The sequence below is a fragment of the Streptomyces sp. NPDC057099 genome, assembly GCF_042671245.1.
Classification (GTDB): Bacteria; Actinomycetota; Actinomycetes; order Streptomycetales; family Streptomycetaceae; genus Streptomyces; species Streptomyces purpurascens.
Genome location: NZ_JBHUTX010000001.1, coordinates 297410 through 321042, shown reverse-complemented (window position 1 = coordinate 321042; position 23633 = coordinate 297410). Strand labels below are relative to the sequence as shown.

Genomic DNA, 23633 nt, shown 5'->3' with positions numbered 1-23633 from the left:
CTGGCCTCCTACATACGGGTTACATCGCTTGTCTGGACGCCTACTTCCTAACGAGCGAACCTGAGACGACCGTTAGTACGGTGCGGGCGGTGACGGTGTTGTCCCGTCCGGTCCGCGCGGCCGAGCAGGAGCCCACGACCCTCACGCAGCCGGTCCGCCGACCGGGTCACCGCGGTGACGACGTCCGGGTCGGGCCGCTGCAGCGTCAACTTCATGTCCGGGCACAGGGTGCCGACGAGCCGGTGGTCGTCGCCCAGGTCGTACCGGCCGTCCATGCCGGCGACGTACCGGTAGGCGTCGTCGAGGTGCATCAGGTCGGAGAACATCTCCCACAGCGCCCTCGCCTGCGGGTCGGGTCGCATCAGGGCGATCTGGGCCCGGGTGTTCTGCAGCAGGCGCGCCGCGACCGGATGCTGTTCGGTGGTGTACGTGTCGAGGATGTCCTCGCCGACCCAGCCGCATACCACGGCCGCGAGCTTCCAGCCGAGGTTCGCCGCGTCGACGATACCGACGTTGAGGCCCTGGTCGCCGACCGGCATGTACACGTGGGCCGCGTCCCCGGCCAGCAGGGCCCGGCCGGTCCGGTACGTGGTCGCCTGCCGCGGCGGGCCGTCGAACTCCACCGTGGACGACGGACAGCGGCTGGACCTGGGCCCAGACAATCGCGCTGATCGTCCCGTGCATCGCCCTCTTCGGCGCCTTCCTGACATACACCCTGAACCAGCGGGCTACACGAAGGGAACACCGGGCCAAGACCTTCGCCGAAGCGCTGACAGCGGTCGAGGCGTACCTGGAGATGCCGTATCGCATACGGCGCCGGCCCGAGTCCTCTTCCGCCGTAAGGCAACAGCTCACCGACGAGGTCAGCGGCCTACTCGCCCGGACGGCCTTCCACCAAGCGTGGCTCCAGATCGAGGCATCGGCCGTCGCGGGCCCCTACTCCACCCTCGTTGCCACGGCCCGAGCGGAGGCCGGCGCGCAGATGAGTCTCGCTTGGCGGCAACCCCCGATCACCACCGACGGTGGGATGAACCTCGGCGTCCCATATCCGCGGGACCAATCGATCGCGGCCCGGGCCACGTGCGTCGAGGTGATGCGCCGTCACCTCTAGTGGCGGGGCCGGACGCGCCGACACAGTTCCGCCGAAGCGAATCCCTAGCCGAGGAAGCTCAGCCGCACCTGACGGTCGGGGTTGTCTTTATTGGTATCCGCCAACCTCCGTTAGGACAACCCCAGACTACCCATCTCCCCTGCGGGGCTACTCGCTGCGATCTGCCAACGTTGGCGACGACGGAGGGGCAGCCTATGTGGCCCATCGGCGGCCGTTGGTCGAGTCTCTACGGGCGAAATTCGCCGCCTGCACAAGGATGGGCGATCCGAAAAGTCGAGGATCGTGCACGTGGTGCGGCTGGAGTGGATAAACGACCTGATGGGCCGCACCCGATGTGCAGGACGGGGCGCTACAGATGGTCGCCTTGGGTGACTTCGCCCAGGGCCCTGGGCATCGCGGCATCGACGTCCTGACTAACCGGCAGGCCACCACGCCTCCTAGCTCCCGGCTCATTCGTGTGCCGTGAGGGTCCGGCTCCTGCGCCGGGGTCGTCCTCCCGGCGGTGTGGTCCTCGTGCCTCGCTCGTCGGCGGGCGGCGGCAGCTGTGCTGACCCGGGTCCTGAGGGATCGCGCCTTTGGCTTCAGGTTCGGGCGACGGGCGGGGCGCGATCATGCCAAGATGGTGCGCATGGGGGACGTGAATCTCACATTCGATGACGGCTCAGTCGTGCGTCTGCACCTGACTCCTACGTTCACTGAGGCCTCTGCTGCGCGCGAGCCGGTGGCCGGCTTACAGGAGGCGGAGACGGACGAACTTCTGGAGCTTCCGGAGGGCTTCGGCTCCGCGCAGCCCGTGAGTGTCAACGGACGTGCCGCGCAGGCGCTCACTCGCGGAGGCGAAGCACTTACTGACGCTCTTCGTCCGCTAGGCGGAGTACTCGGCGGCATCCATCGGTCGTTCGCGCAGTTCGCCCAGCGTCCGGACGAGGTAACGGTGGAGTTCGGGGTGACTTTGGGCAGCGATCTGAGCCTTGGGGTGTTTTCCGGCAAGGGCGAGGCGAGTTTCACGGTTTCCGCAACCTGGAACCTCAACAACTCGCCCGATCTCCTTCCCGCACCGGAGTCGGCGCCTTCAACGAACGGAGCGATGTCTCCGACTGTGTCGTGAAGGAACGCTGAACGACGTGCACCACTCAGCACAGACCGACGCGGCGCATCTCAAGGCGTTCGTGTCCGTCCGCGGCCAGGAAGGGTTCGTCGGTGCCGCTGTACTGATCACCGACACCCTGGTGCTCACCTGTGCCCATGTCGTCAATAGCGCATTGGGACGGGACCGGTTCGATCCATCCGTTCCGGGGCATGAAGACGTGGCTCGGCTGCGGATGCCCCATGTAGCCCGCGACCAGGAGCTGGTCGGCCGGGTCGTACGCACTATGTGGCGTCCACCGCGTGCTCATCCTTCGCCCGCCATCGGTGCCTCTCCGGCCGCCGGGAGGCTGCCGTATTTCGGGGATCTGGCCGTGCTCAAGCTCGATGGGCCGGTTCCTGAGGGTGCAGAGCCGGCACCCTTTCTCCCCGAGCGCGACGGCCACGAGGTCACGGGGCTGTGGGCGAGCGGCAACACGCTGACCACCGTGTGCGCATTACCGCGGGCCGCGGCCCCGCCCTGGATCGTGCTAGATGTCGTTGCAGGCTCGGTCGACGAGGGATTCAGTGGGGGGCCGCTGTGGGACCGGAAGCGCGAGGCGGTGGTCGGAATCGTGGTCGCGATGCACCTGACAGGACCCGGCGCAGCAACCGGGTCACCGGGCACGATGTACGCGATCGGTCTGCCCACGATCGAATCCGAGTTGCCGGATCTGCCGCCGGTGGCAGTTCCCATGGCCGGGCGGGGCAGGCAGCAAATGCTGGCGGCCCTGGAAAGGCTTCTTCCCGGAACGAGGCCTGTCCTGGAGTGCGAGCAGCGGCTGTCTGCCAGGCTCGGCAGACCATCAAGGGGACCGGCGGCAGACCTTCATCGGTTGCTTGCACTGGCCATGGGTGTGCGACGCGGCGTTCCGGAACTTCTGGAGGTGGTCCGACACCACCTGACGGACACCGGCGCAGTCGATACATCGGGCCAGGCATCGGACGACTGGGAACGCCTTACTCACGCGGCACGCACGGTTAGTCCGCGAGAGTTGCTCACGGTGCAACAGCGACGGGACCTGGTCGGCTTGCTCACGCATTGCCGCGGCACCAACCCCATGGTGCTGCTGGGCGCCGTGCTGCCGTACGCCGACGAGTTGCCGCTGGTTTCCGGCCTTGCGGATGCGACCGACGTCCTTGAGGGATATGACCCGCTCCCCGGTCAGCCGATGCCGCCGCTCCTCCAGGCAGTCGTCCGGATCGGTCTTGCGGAGCGCTCTTCGGAAAACCATGTGTCGGACGACCTGGACGCTTGGGTGGAGCGGACGGCACGGCGGTTTGGGATAACCGAACCAGCCCTTGACCAGTTCCGTGCAGATGTCGGCCCCGCGGTGTGCGCTCGACCCAACGGACCCCATATCAATGCCGCTCCGCGCATCCAGGTCGAACTCCTGCCTATCGCCCCGGGGAATCGCTTCACTTACCAGATCTGGGTCTGGAGCAGTGACGGACGCCACGAGGTCGTCATGGCGCAAGACTCAGAGGTCTCCAGCGAGCAGGTGGTGGAGGCCATCCGCACGGTGCTGCGCAACGAGGTGCACGAGCATCCGGATCACGCTCTGGTGGAGTTCTTCGTGGCACCCGCATGGTTGCGGCTCGAGGTGGACACCTGGAAGCTGCGCGGCAACGAAGAGGACGGGGCGTTCTTCTTGGGCATCAGCCGCCGTGTCGTCCTCCGCAGTTCCGGACGGACGAGAGAGACATACGCCAGCTGGAAGCGACGCACCGAAGCGCTCGCATCGTCCCAGCCTCTCGTTCTCGATCAGCGCTCAGTGGACCCAGCTGTCGTTCAGGCCAGGCTGGAAGCGGCTCCGGAAGCCGGCATCGTCATCGTATGCTGCGACCAACAGCACCAGAGCAAGGTACTTCGGCAATGCCTCCAGGCAGGGGTGCACACCGTCCTGTGGCACCGGGAAGAACACGACGCGGAGTCGGCCAAGCAGCTACTTTCCCTGGTAGAAGGCATCAGTCACGCGGACATTCCGGAAAACGTGCGTCTGGAACGCGCAAGAGCGCTGGCCGAGCCCGACCGCCCGACCCATCACGGACGCCGCTTGTCGCTCCTGTATGACGGGCCGGACCACAGACCGCCACCGCTCGCACCTGACGCCTGGGCGCTGACCCAGCCCTGAACCCACCATGCCAAGGAGAGCGACTGTGTCGCACAACCCAGCGCCCGACCACGACAGCAGTGCGGCTGCCGAGCACTGGTGGGCCTTCCGCGGTCCGGCGGACCTGCCTCCCCCGCCGCCCTGGCGGCGCCTCCCCGCATCCCGCCGAGCGAGACGGCCTCAGGACTACCTGATGAGCCCGGAGCACGTGGCAATCGTCAACGCCGCACTGCACCTTCGCCGTCCGCTGCTGGTCACAGGGCGCCCCGGAACCGGCAAGAGCTCCCTCGCCCATGCCGTCGCTGAGGACCTGGGGCTGGGCGACGTCCTGCACTGGCCGGTCAACAGCCGTTCGACTCTGGCGGACGCCCTCTACCGCTACGACGCGGTGGGCCGTCTGCGCGAGGCATCATTGCATCGCGAACGGCCGTCCCCACGCGGCCCTTCGATGAGGCTGAGATACCGCGCTCGACGGGAGTCGGACATCGGAAACTACCTGCGGCTCGGCCCGCTGGGCACGGCCCTCGCAGCCACGGACCAGCCGCGCGTCCTCCTCATCGACGAATTGGACAAGGCGGACATCGACCTCCCCAACGACCTCCTTGTGGTTCTGGAGGAAGGCGAGTTCGAGATTCCCGAACTCGCACGCCTGCCCGAGGAGCAGCAGAGCGCCTCCGTCCTTACCACGGGCAGCAGGAAACGCGTGCACGTACACCGCGGGACGGTGTCATGCGAGTACTTTCCGATCGTCATCATGACCAGCAACGGGGAGCAGGACTTCCCTCCAGCCTTCCTTCGTCGTTGTGTACGCCTTGACCTGCCCGATCCTGACGAAGCGAAGCTCCGTGAGATCATCCGGCTCCATCTCGGCGAGGAAGCCCTTACCACGGCCGATGACCTCATCCAGAACTTCCTGCACAGAGCAACCAAGCAGACACTGGCGACCGATCAGCTCCTTGCCGCAGTTCACCTTCGCCTTTCGGGAGCCGATCTGACCCTAGATCAACTGGTCAACGCCGTCATGCATCGTCTGGACGAGGCCTTTCCCGCCTGATGGAACGGCTGCGACAGGTACTGGACCACCTCGGATACCCGATCGGAGGTGCGGAACTCCTGGACGTCCTCTGGCTGGCCCGTGTCATGGCCGGAAGCCAGACGAGCGGTCTGGGCGCCGCTCAGGAGCCAGCGGACACATGGGACACCGGCCTCGTGATTGGAGATGAGCCGACAGACACCGACGACGACGAAGCACTGACTCCGGAACTCTCGTCGAAGAGCACGAACCGATCGTCGGGTGCAGCCACGGAATCACAGCCAGCAGGCACCCGCTACGCGCTCTTCCCGGCTGGCGGGACAGCCGATGCCGCCCAAGGTCGCACCGCCCGTGCCATACGTGTCCCTGGACCGCGTGCCCTGCCCGGCGCGCGCAGCCTCGCCCGGTCGCTCCGTCCACTGCGCGAGCACCGGGAGCACCTTTACCGCACTGTCGCCGATGTGGACGCCACCGTCAGGCTCACCGCGGAATCCGGCATCCTCGATGTGGTTCTGCGTCCCGTACGGGAGCTTCGGAACGCCGCTGTTCTTCTCGTCGACGACGCTCCGTCCATGCAGGTCTGGCGAACGCTCATCGTAGAGGTCGGTCGTCTGCTGGAACGGAGTGGAGTTTTCCGTACGGTCCATGTCCGCAGATTTGACCCAAGAGAGCTGCACCACCGGCACCGCACTTACGGTGCAGGCTCATCAGTCACCTTCCTTCTGACTGACGGAGTTCACCCGGCCTGGAGGAGTCCTGTGATGGGCCGGACCGTCGCGGCCTGGGGGCGAAGTGGTCCCGTCGCCGTTCTCAATCCCCTGCCACAGCGACTGTGGCGTTACACCGCATTCCAGCCTCTGCCGCACCTTCTCAGGGCCCACCAGCGGTTCCCGCTGTCGGAGGACGTGCTGATGCTGGATCCTCTGACGGGGAAATCCACAGAGCTCACGTCAGACCAACTGCCCTTGCCTATCGTCTCCCTGTCGCCCTCCTCGCTTGCCTCGTGGGCAAAACTACTGACCCGCCCCGGCACGCCCCAGCTCGTCGAGACGGCTGTGCTGGGATCCCTCGGTACCGAGACATGGAATGTGGCACAGGCTCGCGAGGGGCTACTCCCCGACCAGCTGATCGCCGCGTTCCGCGGATCCTTCTCGCCCCAGGCGTATCGTCTGGCAGTCCGCCTGTCCGCGATCAGGCCGCTCAGCCCGCTGCTGATGCAGCTAGTCCGCATCACCACCCTTCCCGAGGGAACCTCGGCACACGTCGCCGAGGTTCTGCTCGGTGGTCTGCTCCAGCCAGTCACCGACGACGAGCACGAGCTCCAGCAGCTGCCGGGGGTTGGGCTTGGAGATGCCTACGACTTCAGGCCTGGTGTACGGGAACTGCTGTCCACGGGACTCAGCAGACAACAGTCTCAGGAGGTCGTCGAGGCCGTAGGCCGAGCACTCACGCCTTATCTCGGCCGACTGCCAGATTTCCCTGCGCTCATGGCCGACGCCACGGGAAGCATCAGGCTCTCGGAGGGCGCGTCGCCCTTCGCTGTTCTCGTCGACCTCGCCCTAGAAAGAACGCGCGACATACGGCCGCCAGGATCGTCAACTGTACCGGCCGAGGTCCGAGCACTGCCCGCTGCATCAGGGAATTTCCTGCTGCGGGCATCCGCCGAGGCAGTTGCGGCCCAATGCCTCACTGGGTCACTGAGGCTGCGACTCACCGAACAATTCATACATGCGCACGGGTACAGGCCCAGTGCCTCGCAGACCCGCTACTGGGAACGGAGCATCCCCGCCCTGGCCAACACACTGAACGAGGCGGGACTGGGCGATGTCGAGGTCATCCTCGAATTCGCCCTGCCACTGAGCAGCAAGCGCGCCGACGCCGTACTCGCCGGAGTTCACCCCGTCACCGGCGAACCGTCTTACGTAGTAGTCGAACTGAAGCAGTGGCTCCAAGCTACGCCGGACGAAGATGACCCGGCCCTATGCCATGTCGACGCCTACAAGCACCCCGTCCTCAACCCCATCGAGCAGGTACGCCGCTATTGCCAGTACCTGGTCAACTTCAACGCCGCGGTGGCCGAGCGCCCGCATCGCGTCCACGGGGTGGCCTACCTCCACAACGCCACCGAGTTTGAAGCGAGCAGACTGCGCGCGATCGAACTCGACGAGCAGGGCCAACTGTTCACCGCCGAGCACCGGCGGGAGTTCCTCGACTACCTCCGGTCGAAGCTGAGCGACAAGCATCCGGGGGTCCGGGCGGCCGACGAACTCCTTGCCGGCAAGACGCTTCCGTCTAAGCAGCTGATGTCCGTTGCTGCCAAAGAGGTCAGAGAGCGTCGGCAGTTCGTACTCCTCGATCAGCAGCAGGTCGCTTACCGGACGGTGCTCAACGCCGTGGAGAAGGCGAAGCACTCCGACCACAAGGAAGTCGTGGTCGTGACAGGCGGTCCCGGCACGGGCAAGAGCGCCATCGCGCTCCAACTGCTGGGTGAGCTGTACCGGCGTGGCGTACCAGCGCTGCACGCCACTGGATCGCAGTCGTTCACCAAGACCATGCGCAAGGTCGCAGGCGAGCGCAAGCGCGAAGTGCAGGATCTTTTCAAGTACTTCAACAGTTTCATGACGGCCGAGAAGAACAGCCTCGGCGCCCTGATCTGCGACGAGGCCCACAGCATCCGCGAGACCTCCGCCAACCGCTACACCCGCGCCGAGCACCTCACCGGCAAGGCCCAGATCGACGAACTCATCGACGTCGCGTACGTCCCCGTCTTCCTCCTCGACGAGCATCAGGTGGTACGCCCCGGCGAGATGGGAACAGTGGCTGAGATCATGGCAGCAGCCGCGAGGCGAGGCCTGCGCTGCACCGTCGTGCCGCTGGACAGCCAGTTCCGCAGCGGCAGCGACGCCTTCCTGCGCTGGGTCGTACGCCTCCTCGGCCTGGAGCCGGGCGGACCCGTGGCGTGGGATCCCGACGACCGCATGCATCTCCTGGTCGCCGACAGCCCGCGGAAGATGGAGGCCTTCCTCGAAACCCGCCGCGCCGATGGGTACAGCGCCCGCATGTCCGCTGGCTTCTGCTGGCCCTGGTCCCCGGAACCCAAGCCGGGCGACCCCCTCCCGGCTGACGTAGTGATCGGCGACTGGGCCCGCCCCTGGAACCTGCGCGGCGACCGAACTATCTCCGGCGCGCCCCCGTCCGCCCTGTGGGCCACCGACCCGGCCGGCTTCAGTCAGGTTGGCTGCGTGTACACCGCGCAGGGCTTCGAATACGACTGGTCGGGCGTCATCATCGGCCCCGACCTGGTTTGGCGCGGCGACCGCTGGATCACGGACCGTACGGCGTCCAGGGACCCGGTCTTCAAGAGGACGACGTCCGACGAGGACGTGGACCGCCTGATCCGCAACACGTACAAGGTGCTGCTGACGCGCGGCATGGTGGGAACGGTCATTTACTCGACTGATGCCGAGACGCGTGCGAAGTTGCTCGAATTGGGCGTGAGCAGCTTGGAGCCATTCGGGTCCACGGAAGCCGTTCTGGCGCCTTGATCCCCTACACCACCTGGCGGGACCATCTCCATGGTGGACGGTCATTGTCTGCTGACGTTCGAGGCCTCGGGACTTAGCTGCGGCCATTGGGCAAGCACCTGAACCAAGCGGGCATCGGAGGGTGAACCCCCGGCGATACGGTTATTCCGGGTCCCAGACGGCACTGAAGAGGGCCAGCTCGAGCACGTCTGGGGCTGCGGGCCAGTCGATCGACGCGGCCGCGAGTCGATCGTTGGCGGCGTACATCCACCGGAGGTAGACGTCGTAACGGTGGGAACTCCAGCCGCTGTCGCGCCAGATCCACTTGGCGATCGCCTCGGACCACTCGTAGCCAACCGCGCGTCCAACCTTCGTGGCGTGCCGGCGCAGGGCCCCGGCGAGCACGCTGTCGAGGATCAAGGGACGCGGGCCCTTTACCTCTGGCAGCGCCTGGCCCGCGAAGTAGAGGAATTTGGTGAGGAACGCCGGACCGAGACCATCGAGAGTGTTCAGCACCTCGTAGGCTGCGACCGCGCCCTCATCGACGAGCGTGGACACCGCCTCGGTGAGTACGGCCTCAGCGCTGGGCTGGGCGAGCACCTGACGAGTTCGGTACGGGCCGTAGCCTGTAACACCGTAGCCCCACACCTGCGTGGCCACGAAAGCCTCTGCCCAGCTCTCGGACTGCTCCGCGGCCCGGACCGCGGCCACGACCTGGGCTCGGCTCACCGAGGCCGAATCGGCCGCCGTCCGGTCGGCGAAGGTGCGTGGCCACGGCGCTACGAATATCCACTTGGATGGCGTGTACGGGATGCTGTGAGGGCCGCTTCCGTTCGCGTACCGCTGACCGCGCTCTGGGTCGGCTAGCCACCTCCCCAGTGACTCCACCGCGCTTTCCGGCAGCAGCAGTTCGAGCATCGTCTCATCGAGCTTGTCCGCCCGGCTCTGCTCGTACCGCATGGCTAACGTCGCCCCGCTTTCCTCATCTGACGCGTCATCGTGGCAGGACCTACCTGCCTTGATTTCTTTGACAGGGGTTCTTCCATGACCGGGAATTACAGCGCAGAAGACCGTACTGTCCCGTCGCTGGCAGTGGAGCGAGCTACTGGCGTACCCGGGAATTACGCAACAGAGTCCAGCGGCTGGTCAAAGTCCCCCCGTCACAACTCTCTGCGGCTCCCCGTTGACCGTTACTGCAGGGTCGGCCTCCACCACGCGCACGGACATGTCGATCGGTGCGGGGCGGGCGTTGGCCGTTTCGGCTGCCGAGAGGTGTCGGACGTTGGAGGAGCCGTCGGCGAACGGACGGACGGTGTGGGCCAGAAGGCGGGTCAGCTCGTCGTCGAGGCCCTGTTGCAGTGTTGTGCCGTCGGGGCCGAAGGAGTCGATCTCACGCTCTTCAAGCACCACGCCGGTCTCCGCGTGGGTGGCGGTGAAGCGCAGGATGCCGCTCTCGTTGTAGCGGAACTTGATCTCGATCTTGTTCCGGCGGACGTCCTGTTCGCGGGTCGGGAGAGGCACCTCGATGTTGGCCAGGGGGAAGGCGCGGTCGCTGTCGGCCCGAAAGCCGACCTCGCCCTCGATCACCGGCACGCGCACGAAGGAGGCGCCCGGCGTGTCCGGGTAGAAGTTGGCCGAACCCTCCGCGGGAAGGGTGGCGTTGCGTCGGATGATGGCGCGGAAGCCCTTCTGTCCGCCCGCGCTCACGGCCGTTCCCAGGTCGTAGCTGGTCACCAGGGAGAAGTCACTGTCGTCGCCGAGTTCGCCGTCGAGAGAGGCCGCGTAGATGGCTGCGCCTCGGGCGACGGCGGTCATGGGTCGGCACAGGCCGCTGTCGACGATGCGGTCGTGGCCGAGGAACTCGCCCAAGGCGTGACGCACCTGGGGGATCTGCGAGGTGCCGCCGATCATCAGGACGGAGTCGATGTCGTCCGCGGTGATGGCCAGGTCCTCCAGCGCCTGCTGGACCGGCTCCATGGCGCGGGTGATGAGCGGGGTGACCGCCTCGGTGTACTCGGCCGCAGTGATCCTGACCTCGCGCCTCGAGATTGAGGGGGCGAGGCCGACCGGGAGGTCAAAGAAGAGCGCGCCGTCCATCGGCACGGAGGACAGGGCGATCTTCGTCAGCTCGACCGACCGGCGCCACCGACGGCGTTCGGCCTTGGTGAGCTGGTCCGCGGTCAGGCCGATCTTCTGCTGGATCAGCTTGGCCAGCGCGTTGTCGAACTCCAAGCCTCCGAGAGCGGTGATGCCGCGGGAGGTCTGCTCCTCGAAGAGGCCGTCGTCGTATTCGAGGACGGTGACGTCGATAGTGCCGCCGCCCCAGTCGAAAACGAGGAAACGGCCGGGAATCGGGACGTCGTGGGCGTACGAGATCGCAGCCGCGGTGGGCTCGTTGAGCAAGGCCCGGACCTTCACTCCGCCGAGTGCCGCCGCGGCACGGGTGCGGTAGCGGGCGCCGCCTGTGGCGTTGGCGGGAACGGTGACGACCGCGTCGGAGAGGTCGAGCAGTTGGGCGGAGACGCCTTCCTTCATGCGGCTGAAGAGGGAGGCGGCCGCGACCGTGCTGTGGAACTTCTCGGAGCCGACCCAGACGTGGTGCTCCTCGAGCTGGGCTGTGACTTCGAGGCCGTCGGTGTCGCCGTCGTTCGCGGCACTGGAACGCGTGCCGAGCATGCGCTTCACTGCGTCGAGCGGCTCGCTGGTGCCGGTCTTTGCCTCCCAGCCGAAGCAGAGTGTGCGCTGGAGGTCGCGGACGGACAGCACGGAGGGGAAGAGCTGCTCGAACTCGGACATCTGCCACTGGGCGGGCACGTTGTCGCCGTCGACCGGCAGCACTTCGGTGGTGTGCCCGTTCCAGTGGGCCACCACGGAGTTGCTGGTGCCGAAGTCGATACCGAAAGTCATCGCGTTCCCCTCCGCTTCGTCCGGCGGTCCCCGTTTCCACCATGGCCCGGGCGCGACCCGCCGTTTCGCCGTCCGTTGCCTCTGCTCTGTTGCTTCTCGGATTCCTGACCCCGGTGGTGCTTCTTCCTCTCCTGCTGTGCAGGAGTCTCCTTCTCCGGCTGCCTCTTCTTGACTTCGGTATGGCTTGCTCTACGCCTCTGCTGGCGCGTCAGTTCCTCGGGCGGGACCTTGGCAACGGCCCGCAACCAGCCGCGTTCGACAAGCTTCCCGGACTCCTTGTCGACGTAGGCCGGCGCGACGAGTTCAAAGGTGACCGGGCCTGTCTTCATCACGCCGGGCTGGTCCTCCACGACGTTGAACAGCGACTGATCGCCGGTGTCGCCGACAATCTGCAGGCCAGCCTTCGCCGCCTCGTGGTCGAGGCGGGTCAGCACCACCTTCAAGGTCTTCGCGTCCAGCGCCTGCCGGTGGAGAACGGCCAGCTGGGCCAGGTGCATCTGGCGCGTGCGGATACTCTCCAGTACCCCCTTGCGCACCGCTTCGGTGAACTGGGGAAGCACTCGGCGCATCAGCTCGGCCCGGAAGACGGAGACCAGATCTGTCTCGGTCTGCTTGTCAGCCAGAGCTGCGCCCAGTTTCTCCGTCGCCTCCTCCAACTCCTTCTCCACCACGGGCAGGAGCGTCTCGTTGACCGACTTCAGGATCGCGGAGGCGTCCAGGGTCCCCGGGGTGAACTCGGGCAGGCAGCTCTCGGTGAACCGCCAGGGAGCAGCCTCGGCTGCCCTGCGCTCCCCACGATTACGCACACTGCCGATGTTCGGCCCGCGTCTCCGGTTCCGCTGGGATCCGTCACGGGGGCCAGAACCACTGTCGCCTTTACCGGCTCCGTTGTTCACGATGATGTGCTGCTCTCTGGGTTTTCAAGGGCTGCGAGCTGGTCAGCAGCCGGGGAAAGGCGTTCTGTCGCCCTGGTGATTATTTCTCGGGCAGCCTCGGTACGAGACCACTCGCGGTCGCTGTCCGTGGGCAGCTCGGTGAGTCGCTGCAGAGGTTCGGGCGGGAGCTCCAGCCGGTGGCTTGTGCCGGTGGGGTCCTTCCAGCGGTGCGGGGCGAGCGGGACGGCGAAACAGGGTACTTCCTGCTGCTCACGCTCGGCCTTCTCGATCATGTCCTTGGCGCGGTTGATCCGAACGCGGCCGCTGTCGTCGAGCTCCTTCCTCAGGGCTCGCCAGGCCTTCTTCCAGTCGTCCGCCCCGTCTGGCACGCCGAGCACCATGTACGGGTTGAGCGGCTGGTCGCGTTCCCCACGGGGCCGCTCCAGGAGGCTCCGATTCTTCCGCAGCGTGACAATGGCGCCGCCCCCGAGCTGGTCCCGCACCGGGGGTCGGCCTTCGGCATCCTGCTCCAGGAGTTCGAGGCACTCCCTCGTCTCCTGGCCGGCGCGCAGGTAGGCCTGAACATTCTGGGCCTCCCAGCGCACCGGCTGTGAGTGGTGCCGGAGCCTCGCGGCCATGGTGAGCGCCGCCTTCCTCCGCAGTTCCGCCGTCTCGTCGTCCCCGCGGAGGAGGGCACGATGCATCTGCCGCACGGCCCTGATCAGGGTCCGCACGCCGATCCAGCCGTTGAACTTCTTGTTGCTCGCGCTGCGCACACTCGGGTGGATCCTCTCCAGGAGGACCCACAGCCGCTCGTCGGCGACAAGGTCGTCCGGAACCTCTCCGGTCCGCCGCACCTCGCGCAAGGCGTCGAGAACCTTCTGCGTCGGTGGCAGGAGGTCGGTCCACTCCTCGGCGATGGCCTTGGCGTCGTCGGCCTGCAGCCTCACCAGCAGGCGCCAGTCCGGCGGCCAGTCACGGCCGGGTTCGGTTCCGGGGCCTGCCTCTCGGCGCTCCCGCTCCAGGGACCAGGCCAACAGGTCCATCTCCTCGTCGGTGAGGGACGCCGGGTCCAGGCGGGCGCGGAAATAGGCGGCACGGGCGGTGCTGTCGCGCTCGGGGACCGCGCCGATCCACTCCTCGTCGATGTAGTCGTCGAGAAGCGGCCGGGGAAGTTTCGCCAGGAGCGCCCTTTGCCGAGGGGCCGGCAGGTTGGTCTCCATCAGGCGACGGTCGTCCTGGTAGATCTGCCACATGCTGTCCGGCTCCCCCAGGAGCGGCAGTGGTCTGTCCTCCAGCAGGGCGCGGGCACGGTCGTCGAGCGGGCCGTTGAAGACATCCAGCCCATGGTCCTTTGCCATGACGAGCAAGGAGACGCCCGAGACCGGATCGTCCTGCCGGGACGCCACATCGGCCGCAGCCCGCGCCAGCTTCCGCGCGGAAAGCGTCCCGGCCTCCGCTTTCAGCGCGTCGGGCAGCACGATTTCGGCGAAGGAGCGGGCTCGCTCCCAGGCCTCCTGGTCGGCGAATCCCTCGGGGACCGGTTGGGGCACGGCCGGTTCCGGCCCCGGATGCTTCTGCGGCGAAACGACCGGAGCAGGGCCGTCGGCGGCTTCCGCGCCCTGCGTTGCTCTCCCGATGGTCCGGCCCTGGGCGCGGGCCTGGCGGAGGGCGAGGCGGCGGGCGATCTCGCGCTGCCGCAGCTCCTCCAGTCGGGCCTGCTCGTCGTGGCCCGCTCCCAGCGGGGTTCCTGCCGTCATCAGAGCTCCTCCGCGAACGTGTGCACCTGCTCGATCACCGCGGCAGGGGTCCGGTCCATGCTGTAGGAGTCGGCGAAGGCGATCCTCGTGGCGAGGCCACCGTCACGGACCTCGTTACGAAGGGCCTGGAGCCGTTCGTTCCCGAACTCCTCGATGGCGGACTCCAGCGGATGTTTGACGGCCACCGCGACGGGCTCGCCCGTGAAGTCCGACGTGAAGAAGGCCACCGGTCCAGCGGCGGTCTCCTTCAGGCTGACGGTGGGTTCCTCGTCCGCCCAGCCCTTCAGCAGGACGGCGTGCTCGTCCGGGTCGATCCGCGGTTTGCGGCCGCGCAGGGCGTCGGTCAGGTCGCGGGCGAGCCGCCAGTCGTACAGCGGGTGGAGGCGCATGTTGGAGTAGTCGCGCAGGCAGGCATAGCAGGAGCTGCGGCAGTTCTGCGCATGATGGTCGGCCTCCAGGTCGTGCACGTAGCGGTCCACCGCCTGGAGGAACTCCTCGATGTGTTCCTCTGAACCGAGGTAGGTGCTGAAGCCCGCGCCGTTGTCGAGGCTGTCCGCCAGGTAGGCCATGACGGGAGCGGCCACCGGGGCGTCCGAACCGTGGATGCCGCTGAGGAGTTCCTCCGGCTGAACGTCCAGGTGCGGAGCGGCGGCACGGCGCAGCAGGGCCGCCAGCGAGTACCAGGCGGCGCGCCGGCCGTGGTAGGCCTCGGGGAAGCCGTCGATCTGCTGGGATTTCGAGATGTCGAAGCGAAGGCCCCGGATCGTGTCGAGGGCGTTCTTGGCCCCGATGAAGAGCATGTCTGTGTGCTGGGTGGCGCCGAGGGCGATCTCCAGGTCAGCTTCCGCCTTGGGGTTGTCCAGAGCGAGGTATCCGCGCCACGCGCCGGTGTTCTTGACGAACCGGAAGAGCTTTCCGGCGTTGGTGTTGACGATGTAGCGGTCGCCGCTGCCGGTGTGGACGACCATCCAGTCGTCGGCGGCACGGTAGATGCGGGGGGCGGTCTTCTCGAGGTCGGTGGCGGTCCGTGCGCTGGTGGCGTTGGAGCCGAGCTCCCGGTAGCCGTCGTAGTCCCGTGCTTCGTGGGCAGCCCTAAAGCCTGCGGGCTCCCGGAAGGGAATGGCCCTGTAGTACTTGCTCTCCGCGCCGCAGGCGGGGCAGGTGCCAGCGCTCCCGGTTTCCGGGGCGACGACGGCTTGTGGGTCCACGTGGGAACAGATCCGGCACATGGCGACCAACTGTTCCGGTCCGAACGGGTCCTCGGCGGCCTGTACTCCGCGCCCGCTCGGGACGAGGGAGACCACTCCCCTGGAACGGAGCAGACGGCCGTCCTGCGGGGTCTCGCTGCCCGGTGCGAACTTGCTGAGGGCGACGGCCAGGTCACGGTTGACCGAATCGGCCGGCGGCCAGGGAAAGGTCTTCTGAGGGATGCTCCGGTAAAGGAGGCGGGAGCGGGTCGGGAAGCCGAACATGGGCAGCAGACCCGCCTCTGCCAGACGCTGGCTGAGGTCGGAGTGGCCGACCGTCCGGGCTGCCACCTCGTCGACCTGGCCGAGGAGTTCATCGATGGCGGCCACCGAATCGATGGCAGCGATGCTCTCCGGTGTTCCGGCCCGGAGGGCGGCGGCAGCGGCTCTGACGCGGTTAGGGTGCTCCGCGATCCACCGGCGGACGGCGCCGCGATGCGTCGGCCAGTCGGCGGCAAGGCCGAACTGTCCGTGAACGTTGCTCGTCATGTCCGGCCCCTTCCGGCGGCCCTCCGGCTGCAGGGGCTCGAAGGCCTGGCGGAGGACCTCTCCCAGCAGGACCCGCCGGAAGACGGAGACCATGCCGAGGACCAGGTAGGGGGGCGGAGTCGGATCGTTGGTGATGGCTTCCGGGCGGGCGAAGTAGTGCTCGTCGTGACTGCGGCCGCGGCAGACAGTGAGGGCCACGGCGACCGGGCTGTTGCGTCGGCCTGCGCGCCCCACCCGCTGCTGGTAGTTGAATCGGGTGGGCGGCATGTTGGCCATGATCACGGTGTTGAGGGGGCCGATGTCGACACCGGCCTCCATGGTCGTGGTCACGGAGAGCAGTTCCAGGCCGTCCGCCTGCGGAACGTCGTTGTCGCCGAGGAAGACGTCTTGGAAGAGGCTCTGCCGACGCTGGGCCTCCAGCCGGTCCGTCTGACCGGTCAGTTCCGCGGTGCGCAGGGGGAAGTCACCGGTGCGGTGGGCGGCCTTCCACGCGTAGTAGTCGTCTTCGAGGACTCCGCTGTGTTGCTGGGGCACGACGGGCAGCGGGGCCAGGCACTTGGTGCATAGCCCCGCGCCTGGGTGAAGGTGCGGCCGGTGGCAGGAACGGCATGTCCAGGTCTTGCTCTCGCCGGGGCGGAGCGCCACCTTCTCCGGCTTGATGACGTAGTCGACCACGGCGTCCTTCCAGACGCCGAGCACCCGGTTTTCGATCGTCTGCACATCGGTGCCCTGACGTTCGGCGACCTGCTTCCAGAAACGCTTCAGAGGCGCAGGCGGCCTCTGCAGAGAGGCACGTATGCGGGTGAAGCGCCGCATCAGGCCGAGAAGTCGCAGACTGGCTCGCGCCACTGCCTGATCGCTGTCCGGGCCGGTCTCCAGAGGCGAGCGGTCGTCGCGCAGGCAAAGCCAGCCGAGTCCGAGCGACTCGAAGTCACGGCCGCCGCCGGAGAAGAGGCTTCCGATGGTCTCGAGGCGGAGGCGGGAACGGAGGCGGTTGAGGAGTTCCTCCTGTGCCTGGGTCTCCACCACCGCTTCCCGGTCTCGCTCCCAGTTGTAGAGCGCGGTCCAAGGCTGTCCGGCCGAGGTCTGCTGGAGCGAGGCCGCGGGACCGGCGGGGTTGGTGCCGTACTTCAGCAGCATGCCCTCGAGGTCGGAGGCGAGGTCGTCCAGGGAGGGCAGCTCGGAGAACTTCCGCTCCAGGTCGGGCAAGAGTTCCGGTTCCGCGTCGAGGTCGTCGGCAAGGATCGCCTTCAGGCGCCCCCAGTCCGCTGGGTTGCGGTCCCTCAGCCGTTCCATGGCGGTACGGGCGCCCGCACGATCGACCGGCTCCCCGGCATAGTGGGCCTTCACCAGCTGAAGGTCTCCGAACGGATCCCCCTGGTTCTCGACGACCTGGGCGCTGAGCAGGCGGAGAAGGTCCTGGTGGTGGCGGAGGGCAAGACCGCTGGCGAGCTCGGAGGCATCGTCGCGGCTGTCGGAGAAGGCGATCGCCTTGCGCCGGCCGTCGGGAAGGTGGCCGAGGGCTTCGGTCACCAGCACTTGGTTGATCTTGTAGAAACCGGTGCGCATCCGCCGGACCGGCGCGTTGCGCAGCCGGTCCGGAGATTCCAGCGGAACGAAACGGCCGTCCCTGTCGTACTTGATCTCCCAGTCGTCGCCGCAGGCGGGGCAGCGGGTGGGGAATGCCTGCAGCCGGGCCGGGTCGTAGGCCGCCTTCTTGCCCTCTTTGTCCAGGGGCACGGAGATGTGGAACGACCATCCGGTGTGCTGGACGTCCCGGTTCTCCAGGCGGCCGGTGGCGGGCTGGTAGGCGCTGCGACGAAACTCGAACCCGACCTGCGGCCCGCCGTCGGACAGGCCTGCGTGCCAGCCGGGGTCGTCGAGGCCGAGGCCCTTGGTGCGCGGCCAGTACACGACGTAGTTCGCCGCGGTTGGCGTGCCGCTGGCCTCGTCGGGGAGCAGGTCCATGTCCGGGAAGTCGGTGTGGAGGGCACCGGTGAACTTACGCCGTTGGGTGTCCTTGGGGCTGGCGTACCCGCCGAGCAAGAGGTCGCCGCAAGCCTGGCAGGAGAGAAGCTCAAGTACGCGGGAGCCGCAGGTGCAGCGGGACGTGGGCTCGGCGAAGAGCCGGCCTACCCGCCGTTCAGGGCCGTGCTCCACGGGGATGTGGCGGCAGCTGGGGTCGGAGCAGGCCCAGATGCCCTCGATGTTCCGGAAGAAGAAATGGGCGCGGAGCTGGGGAAGTTCGGGGTCCTGGGCAGAGCCGAGTATGCGCAGAGCGCCGTGGAGGGCGTCCTTGCGCTGTTCCTCAGGGACGTCCGGGAAGAGGTTCTTCGCCAGTTCGGGAGCGGGCAGAGCACGAGGCTTGCCGCCGGGAGTGAGTGCGCGCTGGAGCGCCGGGCCGAGGCCGGTCTCCCGGGCCAGGGCGACGGCTCCGACCTGGGTGACGGGGGCCTTCGCAGCCTGCGCGAGGCGTGCGGTGTGTGCGGCCAGGTCGCCCCCGCCGTGGATCTCCTTCGCCTTTCCGGGGATGATCACGCGCCGGGAGCCGGGCAGGGCGAAGAATCCGTCGAGGAAGTCGTCGTCCCGGCCGGCCTCCAGGGAGGCGGAGGCAGCGAGCACCCGCAGCTTCTCGGGGTTCTTGTCGAGGCCGAGGCGGTGGCGGAGGTTGCGCAGCAGGTAGGCCACCTCTGTACCGGCCGTGCCCCGGTACATGTGGAGCTCGTCGAGGATCAGGGTGAGACGGGCGCCGGGGGTCTTCTCCAGCCACTTCCTCGTGGCGCTGAAGATGTGCTCCTCCTGCTTGCGGAGCAGCATGATGTTCAGCATCGAGTAGTTGGTGACCATGATGTCCGGCGGCGCGGCCTGCATGTCCCAGCGGGCGTGCATCTCCGCTCCGCCGAGGCGCGGGATGAAGGGCCGCAGCTCCTCGTCGAGCTTCCCGTCGGCCTTGCCCTGCCGTTCCTGGACCTCCCGCAGGTATTGCCGGAGACGGAAGTTCGCCGGCTCGGAATCGCTGCTGCCGGAGACGGGAGTCGCTCCGGTGTAGCGGCCGAAGTAGAAGCGGTGTCCGTTGCGCTTGCGGTCCAGCCATGCGTGGGCCTCGCGGCTGTCCAGCGACTTGCGGAGCCGGACCAGCTGGTCGTCGGCGAGGGCGTTGGTGGGGTAGAGGATCAGCACGCGCAGGGCGGCGGGGTGCCCGTGCTCATTCTGTCGGCTGGGCACGTGGTCGCCGTCTTGCTGCCACCATTCCCGCTGCGCCGCACGTGTGCCCTGCCAGTGGGCGGACTCGGCGACCAAGTCGGCGAGGACCGGCAGGAGAAAGGACTCTGTCTTGCCGGAACCGGTGCCTGCGGTGACCACGAAGTCCTTGCCCTCGCAGGCAGCGACCAGGGCGTCGTGCTGATGCTGGTAGAGGCTGGTCACGCCGTCGGGGAGCGTGAAGCGGGCGAACTCGGCCGCGTCGGGGTGTGCCCCTGCTTCCGCGAATGACTTCGCGATGCTGACGCCCCGGGAGGCGTACTGCGGGCGCAGCTCGATCAGCGGGTCGCGCCAGGCCCCGTTGTCCCGGTCCAGCAGGTTGCGCCGTTCGTCCATGACGGAACGATCGTCGACGCTGAACGGGGTGTCGTAGTAGCGGAAGAGCGCGCTGCGCAGGTCGTCGAAAGTGCCCATGACGTCCTGGACGTCGGTGCCCGTCGCCGCCGTTGTCTGCCGTTCCACGCTCACTTGGACCTCCCGCCGGTGGCCGCCACCGGTCGCGGCATGGTCTCCAGGTTCTGCCGCAGCGAGGCCGCGATCGCCTCGGCGAGCGCCCTTGGCACGTTGTCGTACGCGCGGGTCTGCGTCTGCCTGCCCGCTGAGGGCGGAAAGCCGCTGCATAGGACGGCCGCGCGCTCGTGGAGGGCGGGCAGGGGCGCGTACCGGTCGACGAAGAGCCGGCCGATGTCGGCACGGCCCTTGCCTGGTTCCGGGCGCCAGCGCATGACGCCAGTGCGGTGGCGGGCGAGCTCCAGGTAGATGCCCGTCTCGCGTTCCACCGCGTGGAAGACGCCGTTGCGGCGGACGCGGGTCAGGCGTGCGTAGTCGGCTCCGCGCCACCGGTACAGGCCGTCCTCGTCGTCCCTTGCCACGGGAACGAACCGCTGGAGGCGCGGCTCGTACCTCTCCAGCGTGCTGGCGGTGCTCCCACCGGGCGGTGCGGACTCGGGGCCCGGCGCAGCCTGCGGAAGCAGCTCCATCAACTGCAGGGCAGCGCAGGGCACGTAGCGTGCCCCGAAGAACTCCGCGGCTTCCCGCAGGGTCCGCGGGTCCTCGTACTGGAACAGGAGGGTGTCGGGCAGCGGGGCCTCACCGGCCTCCGGCCGGTGGGGGACGGTGATCAGCTCCATCCACTCCCCTGCCGCCTCCTCGACGCGCGTGCTGATCTGCGCGGTTCGGGCACCGGTCAGCAACGCGAGGCCGTCGGCGTGGGGCAGCCGGGTCAGTACCGGCGGTGCCACCGACCAGCGGTCGGCGCGCAGGTCCGCGTCGATGAAGCCGAGGGCGGCGGCCTGGCGCATCCAGTCCCAGTCGGCGTACTCCTTCAGCTTCAGGCCCCATGCCTGGGCCTGGCTACGGATCCCGTCGCGCAGTGCGGACGCCTTGCCGCTGCGGCTCTCGCTCAGCCAGCGCAGGAGGATTCCACCGAAGTCGGTGCTGCTCATCGGTCCAGCTCCTTCGCTGCCTGCACGTACGCGGCCCACGAGGGCTCGGCGGAGGCCTGCTGGGCGTTGAGGACGGCGCGAGCCCATGCCCGCGGGTTGCCGGCGCTCTTCGGACTCGGCGTCCCGGGGTTGACTGGGCGGCCCTTCCAGCGTCCGCTCCGGCGCTCCAGGAGCCAGCCGCCGATGCCGTGGAAGTCGGCCTCGAAACGGAACGGGGCGGGAGTGTCGGGTAGACGTTCCGTCCACCAGTCCGGTTGTTCCGGGGCCTCCAACGTCCACAGCCGTCCGTCAGCCGCCGCGAACAGCACCTCGTCCGCGTCCCGACGGCACAGCTCCATGCCGGCTGCCACGTCCTGGGTGGTGGCGCCCGCGCGGTGGGCGCCGGTGATGCCGGTCGGCAGGGTCTCCTCTACTAGGAGGGAGGGCGACTCCGACGCCTCGCCGTCCACGACGGTGAAGCCGCAGACCTTGGTCATCTTCGGCTCTACGACGGCCTGGTCCGCGGTGACGAAGTCGATCTCCACGCCTGCGTAGCCCACCGTGTGGCGGCCGGGCTCCAGCCTGAGCGCTGCCAGGGGGACGGGGCGGCCCGCGGCGATCGCCTTCCTGAGCTCGGACCGCTCCTTTCCGTCGACGAGGAGGGCGCCCGTGCACTCCACGGCGTCCGGCAGGACCACGTGGGGCTCGCCTCCCCGCAGATACAAGTGGGAATCGAACGAGGGCGCGAGCTTCAGTCCGCCCTCGAGGCGCAGCTTGAACTGGGCCGGGGGCTGCAGGAGGCCGACCGCGCCTTGGACCTCCTTCAGCGCCCGGCGCAGGGTGACCGCGTCGTCGAAGGTGACGGGCTTGTGCATGGACCAGCCGTGCGGCACCCAGGCCAGCTTGCTGGTGTCGGCGCTCCGGCCCGTGGTCGCGGCCTTGTCCAGCAGCCGTTGCACGTCCCGCTGCGCGGTCGGGGCGGCGAGCACCACGTGTGCCTCTCCCGGGCGGAAGCCGTCGGTGCCAGCCCAGACGCCGAGCACGTCGTCCCGTGCGAGCACCAGGACGGAGGAGGCGGGGCGGCTGAGCACCAGGTTGTCCCCGTCGCGGCGGATGCCGCTGGCGAGAGTGTCCGCGCTCGGGGCGGGCAGGCCCGTCACCTCGTAGTAGGCGGTGTCGCCGAGCTGTTCGAGGACGACGCCACCCTCAATCTTGATGCGCTTCTTCTGATCCGCGGACCGCAGGCGCGCCACCCAGCTGAGGCGCCCCGCGTCCAACCGCACCAGGAGTTCAGCCCGGGTGACACCGGTGGGCACCAGCTCGTCCGAACCGTCCCAGGATGCCGCGTAGTTGCCGATCAGCCTGGCGAGGAAGGGGCGGAACTCCTCCTCCTGCACAGCGTTGCGGAAGCCTTTGGAGAAGTGCTGCCCCATGCCCCGGATCTCGATCTGGGCCAGCAGTGTCTTCCCCGGCAGCGGCCAGGTCGTGCCGTACTCCCGCAGCGACCGGAAGAGCTTCGGCATGAAGGACCGGTCCGCGCCGCTGAGGAGCGCCTGGGACTGGGCGAACCCGATCATGCTGCGATTGGAGGGCAAATCTGCGGGGGCGGGAACGGTGCAGAGACCCCGTGCGCCCCTCTGGCTGAACTGCCAGGAGGCCAGCACCTGCCACATACGAGAGATGGGCTCGTAGTGCTGGCTGCCCAGTTGCTTCTCGTCGCCGGTCAGCAACTCGGAGAAGCGGGCATGGTAGGCGGTAGCCCGGTGGTTCCGGTCGTTCACCATACGGGACGCGGCCATCACTGAGCAGGCCAGCAGCGGCAGGAAGGCGGGTACGCCCTCCTTGTCCTGCTGTCGCTTGCGCCAGCGGTAGGCCTCGAGGGCGCTGTACGGTTCCGCGGTTCCCAACCGCAGGAACTTGCCCACACACTGGGCGAGAGGCTCCTCTATTCCGTATCCGCGCCTGAGCTCTTGCTCCACGTCGTCGTCAACGTAGAACAACGTCGGGTGGCCGGCGTGCTGCCGTCCGAAGAACTCCTCGGCCAGCACTTCCTGCCACGCCCCATAAGAATGGTCCACTCTGTCCCCAAAAGAGAGGGTCCGATGCCCTGTTCGTGAAATCCCCCTGGGCATGGAACGGTCCTCCGCGTCACACTAGAGCCCGCCATTGACACCAACAGTCTGCTGCCGAGCGCCCCCGGGCGCCGTCCCCGTCGGCCGTGCAGCCCTTGACCGTTACCGCTCGGCGCAACTTAACGGCGCACAACACACCAAGACGCACCCCCCTCGGCGGGCAGCAACGCCTCCCCGTCCGCCCTGGCGCCAGCTGCGGCCTGCAGCACCACTCGCGACCGCTCCGGCAGCCCATGCATCCCCGCCAGTACGCGCGCGATCTCCGCCACGGCAACCACAACCCTGGCGCCGTCCACTTCGAGCCACGCCCACTTACGGCGCACGAACCCGCTGGCCCCATGCGATCCCGCGATCTTCGCCTCTGCACGCCCTGGCCAGACGTTCCTTCTTCTCGCCAATTGCGGCCTGCCGACGGACGGCAGGGTCCGATTCCCCCAATGCGTCGTACACACAGGCAGGTTAGCTGAATCCATCAACAAGTTTCACAGAGCCTCCATATCGGGAATGCCGGCGGGACGCCCTACACGACCGCAGCTGGCCCACACTGTTCCACGCAGTGGCCGCGATCAGTCCGCTCATGCCGGTGGCATCGAGGTACGGACCTGCGGTCGGTTGAGCCGAAGGAGTGGCA

General features: G+C 67.9%; 12 protein-coding genes and 1 pseudogene. 5 read left to right on the top strand and 8 right to left on the bottom strand.

The features are described from left to right. Positions 1 to 47 precede the first annotated feature (47 nt). Positions 48 to 662, bottom strand: a complete 615-nt coding sequence (locus tag ACFT4A_RS01415; RefSeq protein WP_382824864.1) for an FAD-dependent monooxygenase — start codon at positions 660 to 662, stop codon at positions 48 to 50. A gap of 1068 nt (positions 663 to 1730) precedes the next feature. Between ACFT4A_RS01415 and ACFT4A_RS01410 the strand changes: the two genes are divergently transcribed. The 5 genes and pseudogenes from ACFT4A_RS01410 (at position 1731) to ACFT4A_RS01390 (ending at position 8928) form a co-directional block, all read left to right on the top strand. Then, on the top strand, positions 1731 to 2219 hold the full coding sequence (locus tag ACFT4A_RS01410; protein ID WP_382824862.1) for a CU044_2847 family protein: 489 nt from the start codon (positions 1731 to 1733) through the stop codon (positions 2217 to 2219). A gap of 16 nt (positions 2220 to 2235) precedes the next feature. Then, positions 2236 to 4371 carry a trypsin-like peptidase domain-containing protein gene (locus ACFT4A_RS01405; protein WP_382824861.1) on the top strand — a complete coding sequence of 712 codons (2136 nt, stop codon included), beginning with the start codon at positions 2236 to 2238 and terminating at the stop codon, positions 4369 to 4371. A 7-nt stretch (positions 4372 to 4378) separates the two neighbouring features. Beyond that, positions 4379 to 5404, top strand: coding sequence for an AAA family ATPase (locus ACFT4A_RS01400; protein WP_382824859.1), 1026 nt, complete (start codon positions 4379 to 4381; stop codon positions 5402 to 5404). Next, positions 5404 to 6783, top strand: a pseudogene (locus tag ACFT4A_RS01395) (SAV_2336 N-terminal domain-related protein); the annotation flags it as partial. The gene ACFT4A_RS01400 and the pseudogene ACFT4A_RS01395, both read left to right, overlap by 1 nt. A 246-nt stretch (positions 6784 to 7029) precedes the next feature. Beyond that, positions 7030 to 8928: a DNA/RNA helicase domain-containing protein gene (locus tag ACFT4A_RS01390; protein WP_382825210.1), complete on the top strand. Its 1899-nt coding sequence runs from the start codon at positions 7030 to 7032 to the stop codon at positions 8926 to 8928. Between the two features lie 141 nt (positions 8929 to 9069). Here the strand turns inward: ACFT4A_RS01390 and ACFT4A_RS01385 are convergent, their stop codons facing one another. The 7 genes from ACFT4A_RS01385 to ACFT4A_RS01355 all read right to left on the bottom strand — a co-directional run bounded on the left by ACFT4A_RS01385 (position 9070) and on the right by ACFT4A_RS01355 (position 22948). Next, the gene (locus ACFT4A_RS01385) at positions 9070 to 9867 is read right to left on the bottom strand and encodes a hypothetical protein (protein ID WP_382824857.1); all 798 of its coding nucleotides are present in this window, start codon (positions 9865 to 9867) and stop codon (positions 9070 to 9072) included. A 186-nt stretch (positions 9868 to 10053) separates the two neighbouring features. Beyond that, positions 10054 to 11814 (bottom strand): Hsp70 family protein, encoded by a 1761-nt coding sequence (locus tag ACFT4A_RS01380; RefSeq protein ID WP_382824856.1) that lies wholly within the window; start codon positions 11812 to 11814, stop codon positions 10054 to 10056. After that, positions 11811 to 12620: a hypothetical protein gene (locus tag ACFT4A_RS01375; protein ID WP_382824854.1), complete on the bottom strand. Its 810-nt coding sequence runs from the start codon at positions 12618 to 12620 to the stop codon at positions 11811 to 11813. The genes ACFT4A_RS01380 and ACFT4A_RS01375 overlap by 4 nt, the downstream gene beginning before the upstream one ends. Before the next feature lie 86 nt (positions 12621 to 12706). Then, a complete protein-coding gene (locus tag ACFT4A_RS01370) occupies positions 12707 to 14449 on the bottom strand; it encodes a hypothetical protein (protein WP_382824852.1) in 1743 nt (580 codons plus the stop codon). Then, complete coding sequence (locus ACFT4A_RS01365; RefSeq protein WP_382824850.1) at positions 14449 to 19914, bottom strand: DEAD/DEAH box helicase; 5466 nt, start codon at positions 19912 to 19914, stop codon at positions 14449 to 14451. Before ACFT4A_RS01365 ends, ACFT4A_RS01370 begins: the two co-directional genes overlap by 1 nt. Further along, positions 19911 to 20891, bottom strand: a complete 981-nt coding sequence (locus ACFT4A_RS01360) for a hypothetical protein (protein ID WP_328336990.1) — start codon at positions 20889 to 20891, stop codon at positions 19911 to 19913. The genes ACFT4A_RS01365 and ACFT4A_RS01360 overlap by 4 nt, the downstream gene beginning before the upstream one ends. Then, positions 20888 to 22948 (bottom strand): hypothetical protein, encoded by a 2061-nt coding sequence (locus tag ACFT4A_RS01355; RefSeq protein ID WP_382824848.1) that lies wholly within the window; start codon positions 22946 to 22948, stop codon positions 20888 to 20890. The genes ACFT4A_RS01360 and ACFT4A_RS01355 overlap by 4 nt, the downstream gene beginning before the upstream one ends. Positions 22949 to 23633 lie beyond the last annotated feature (685 nt).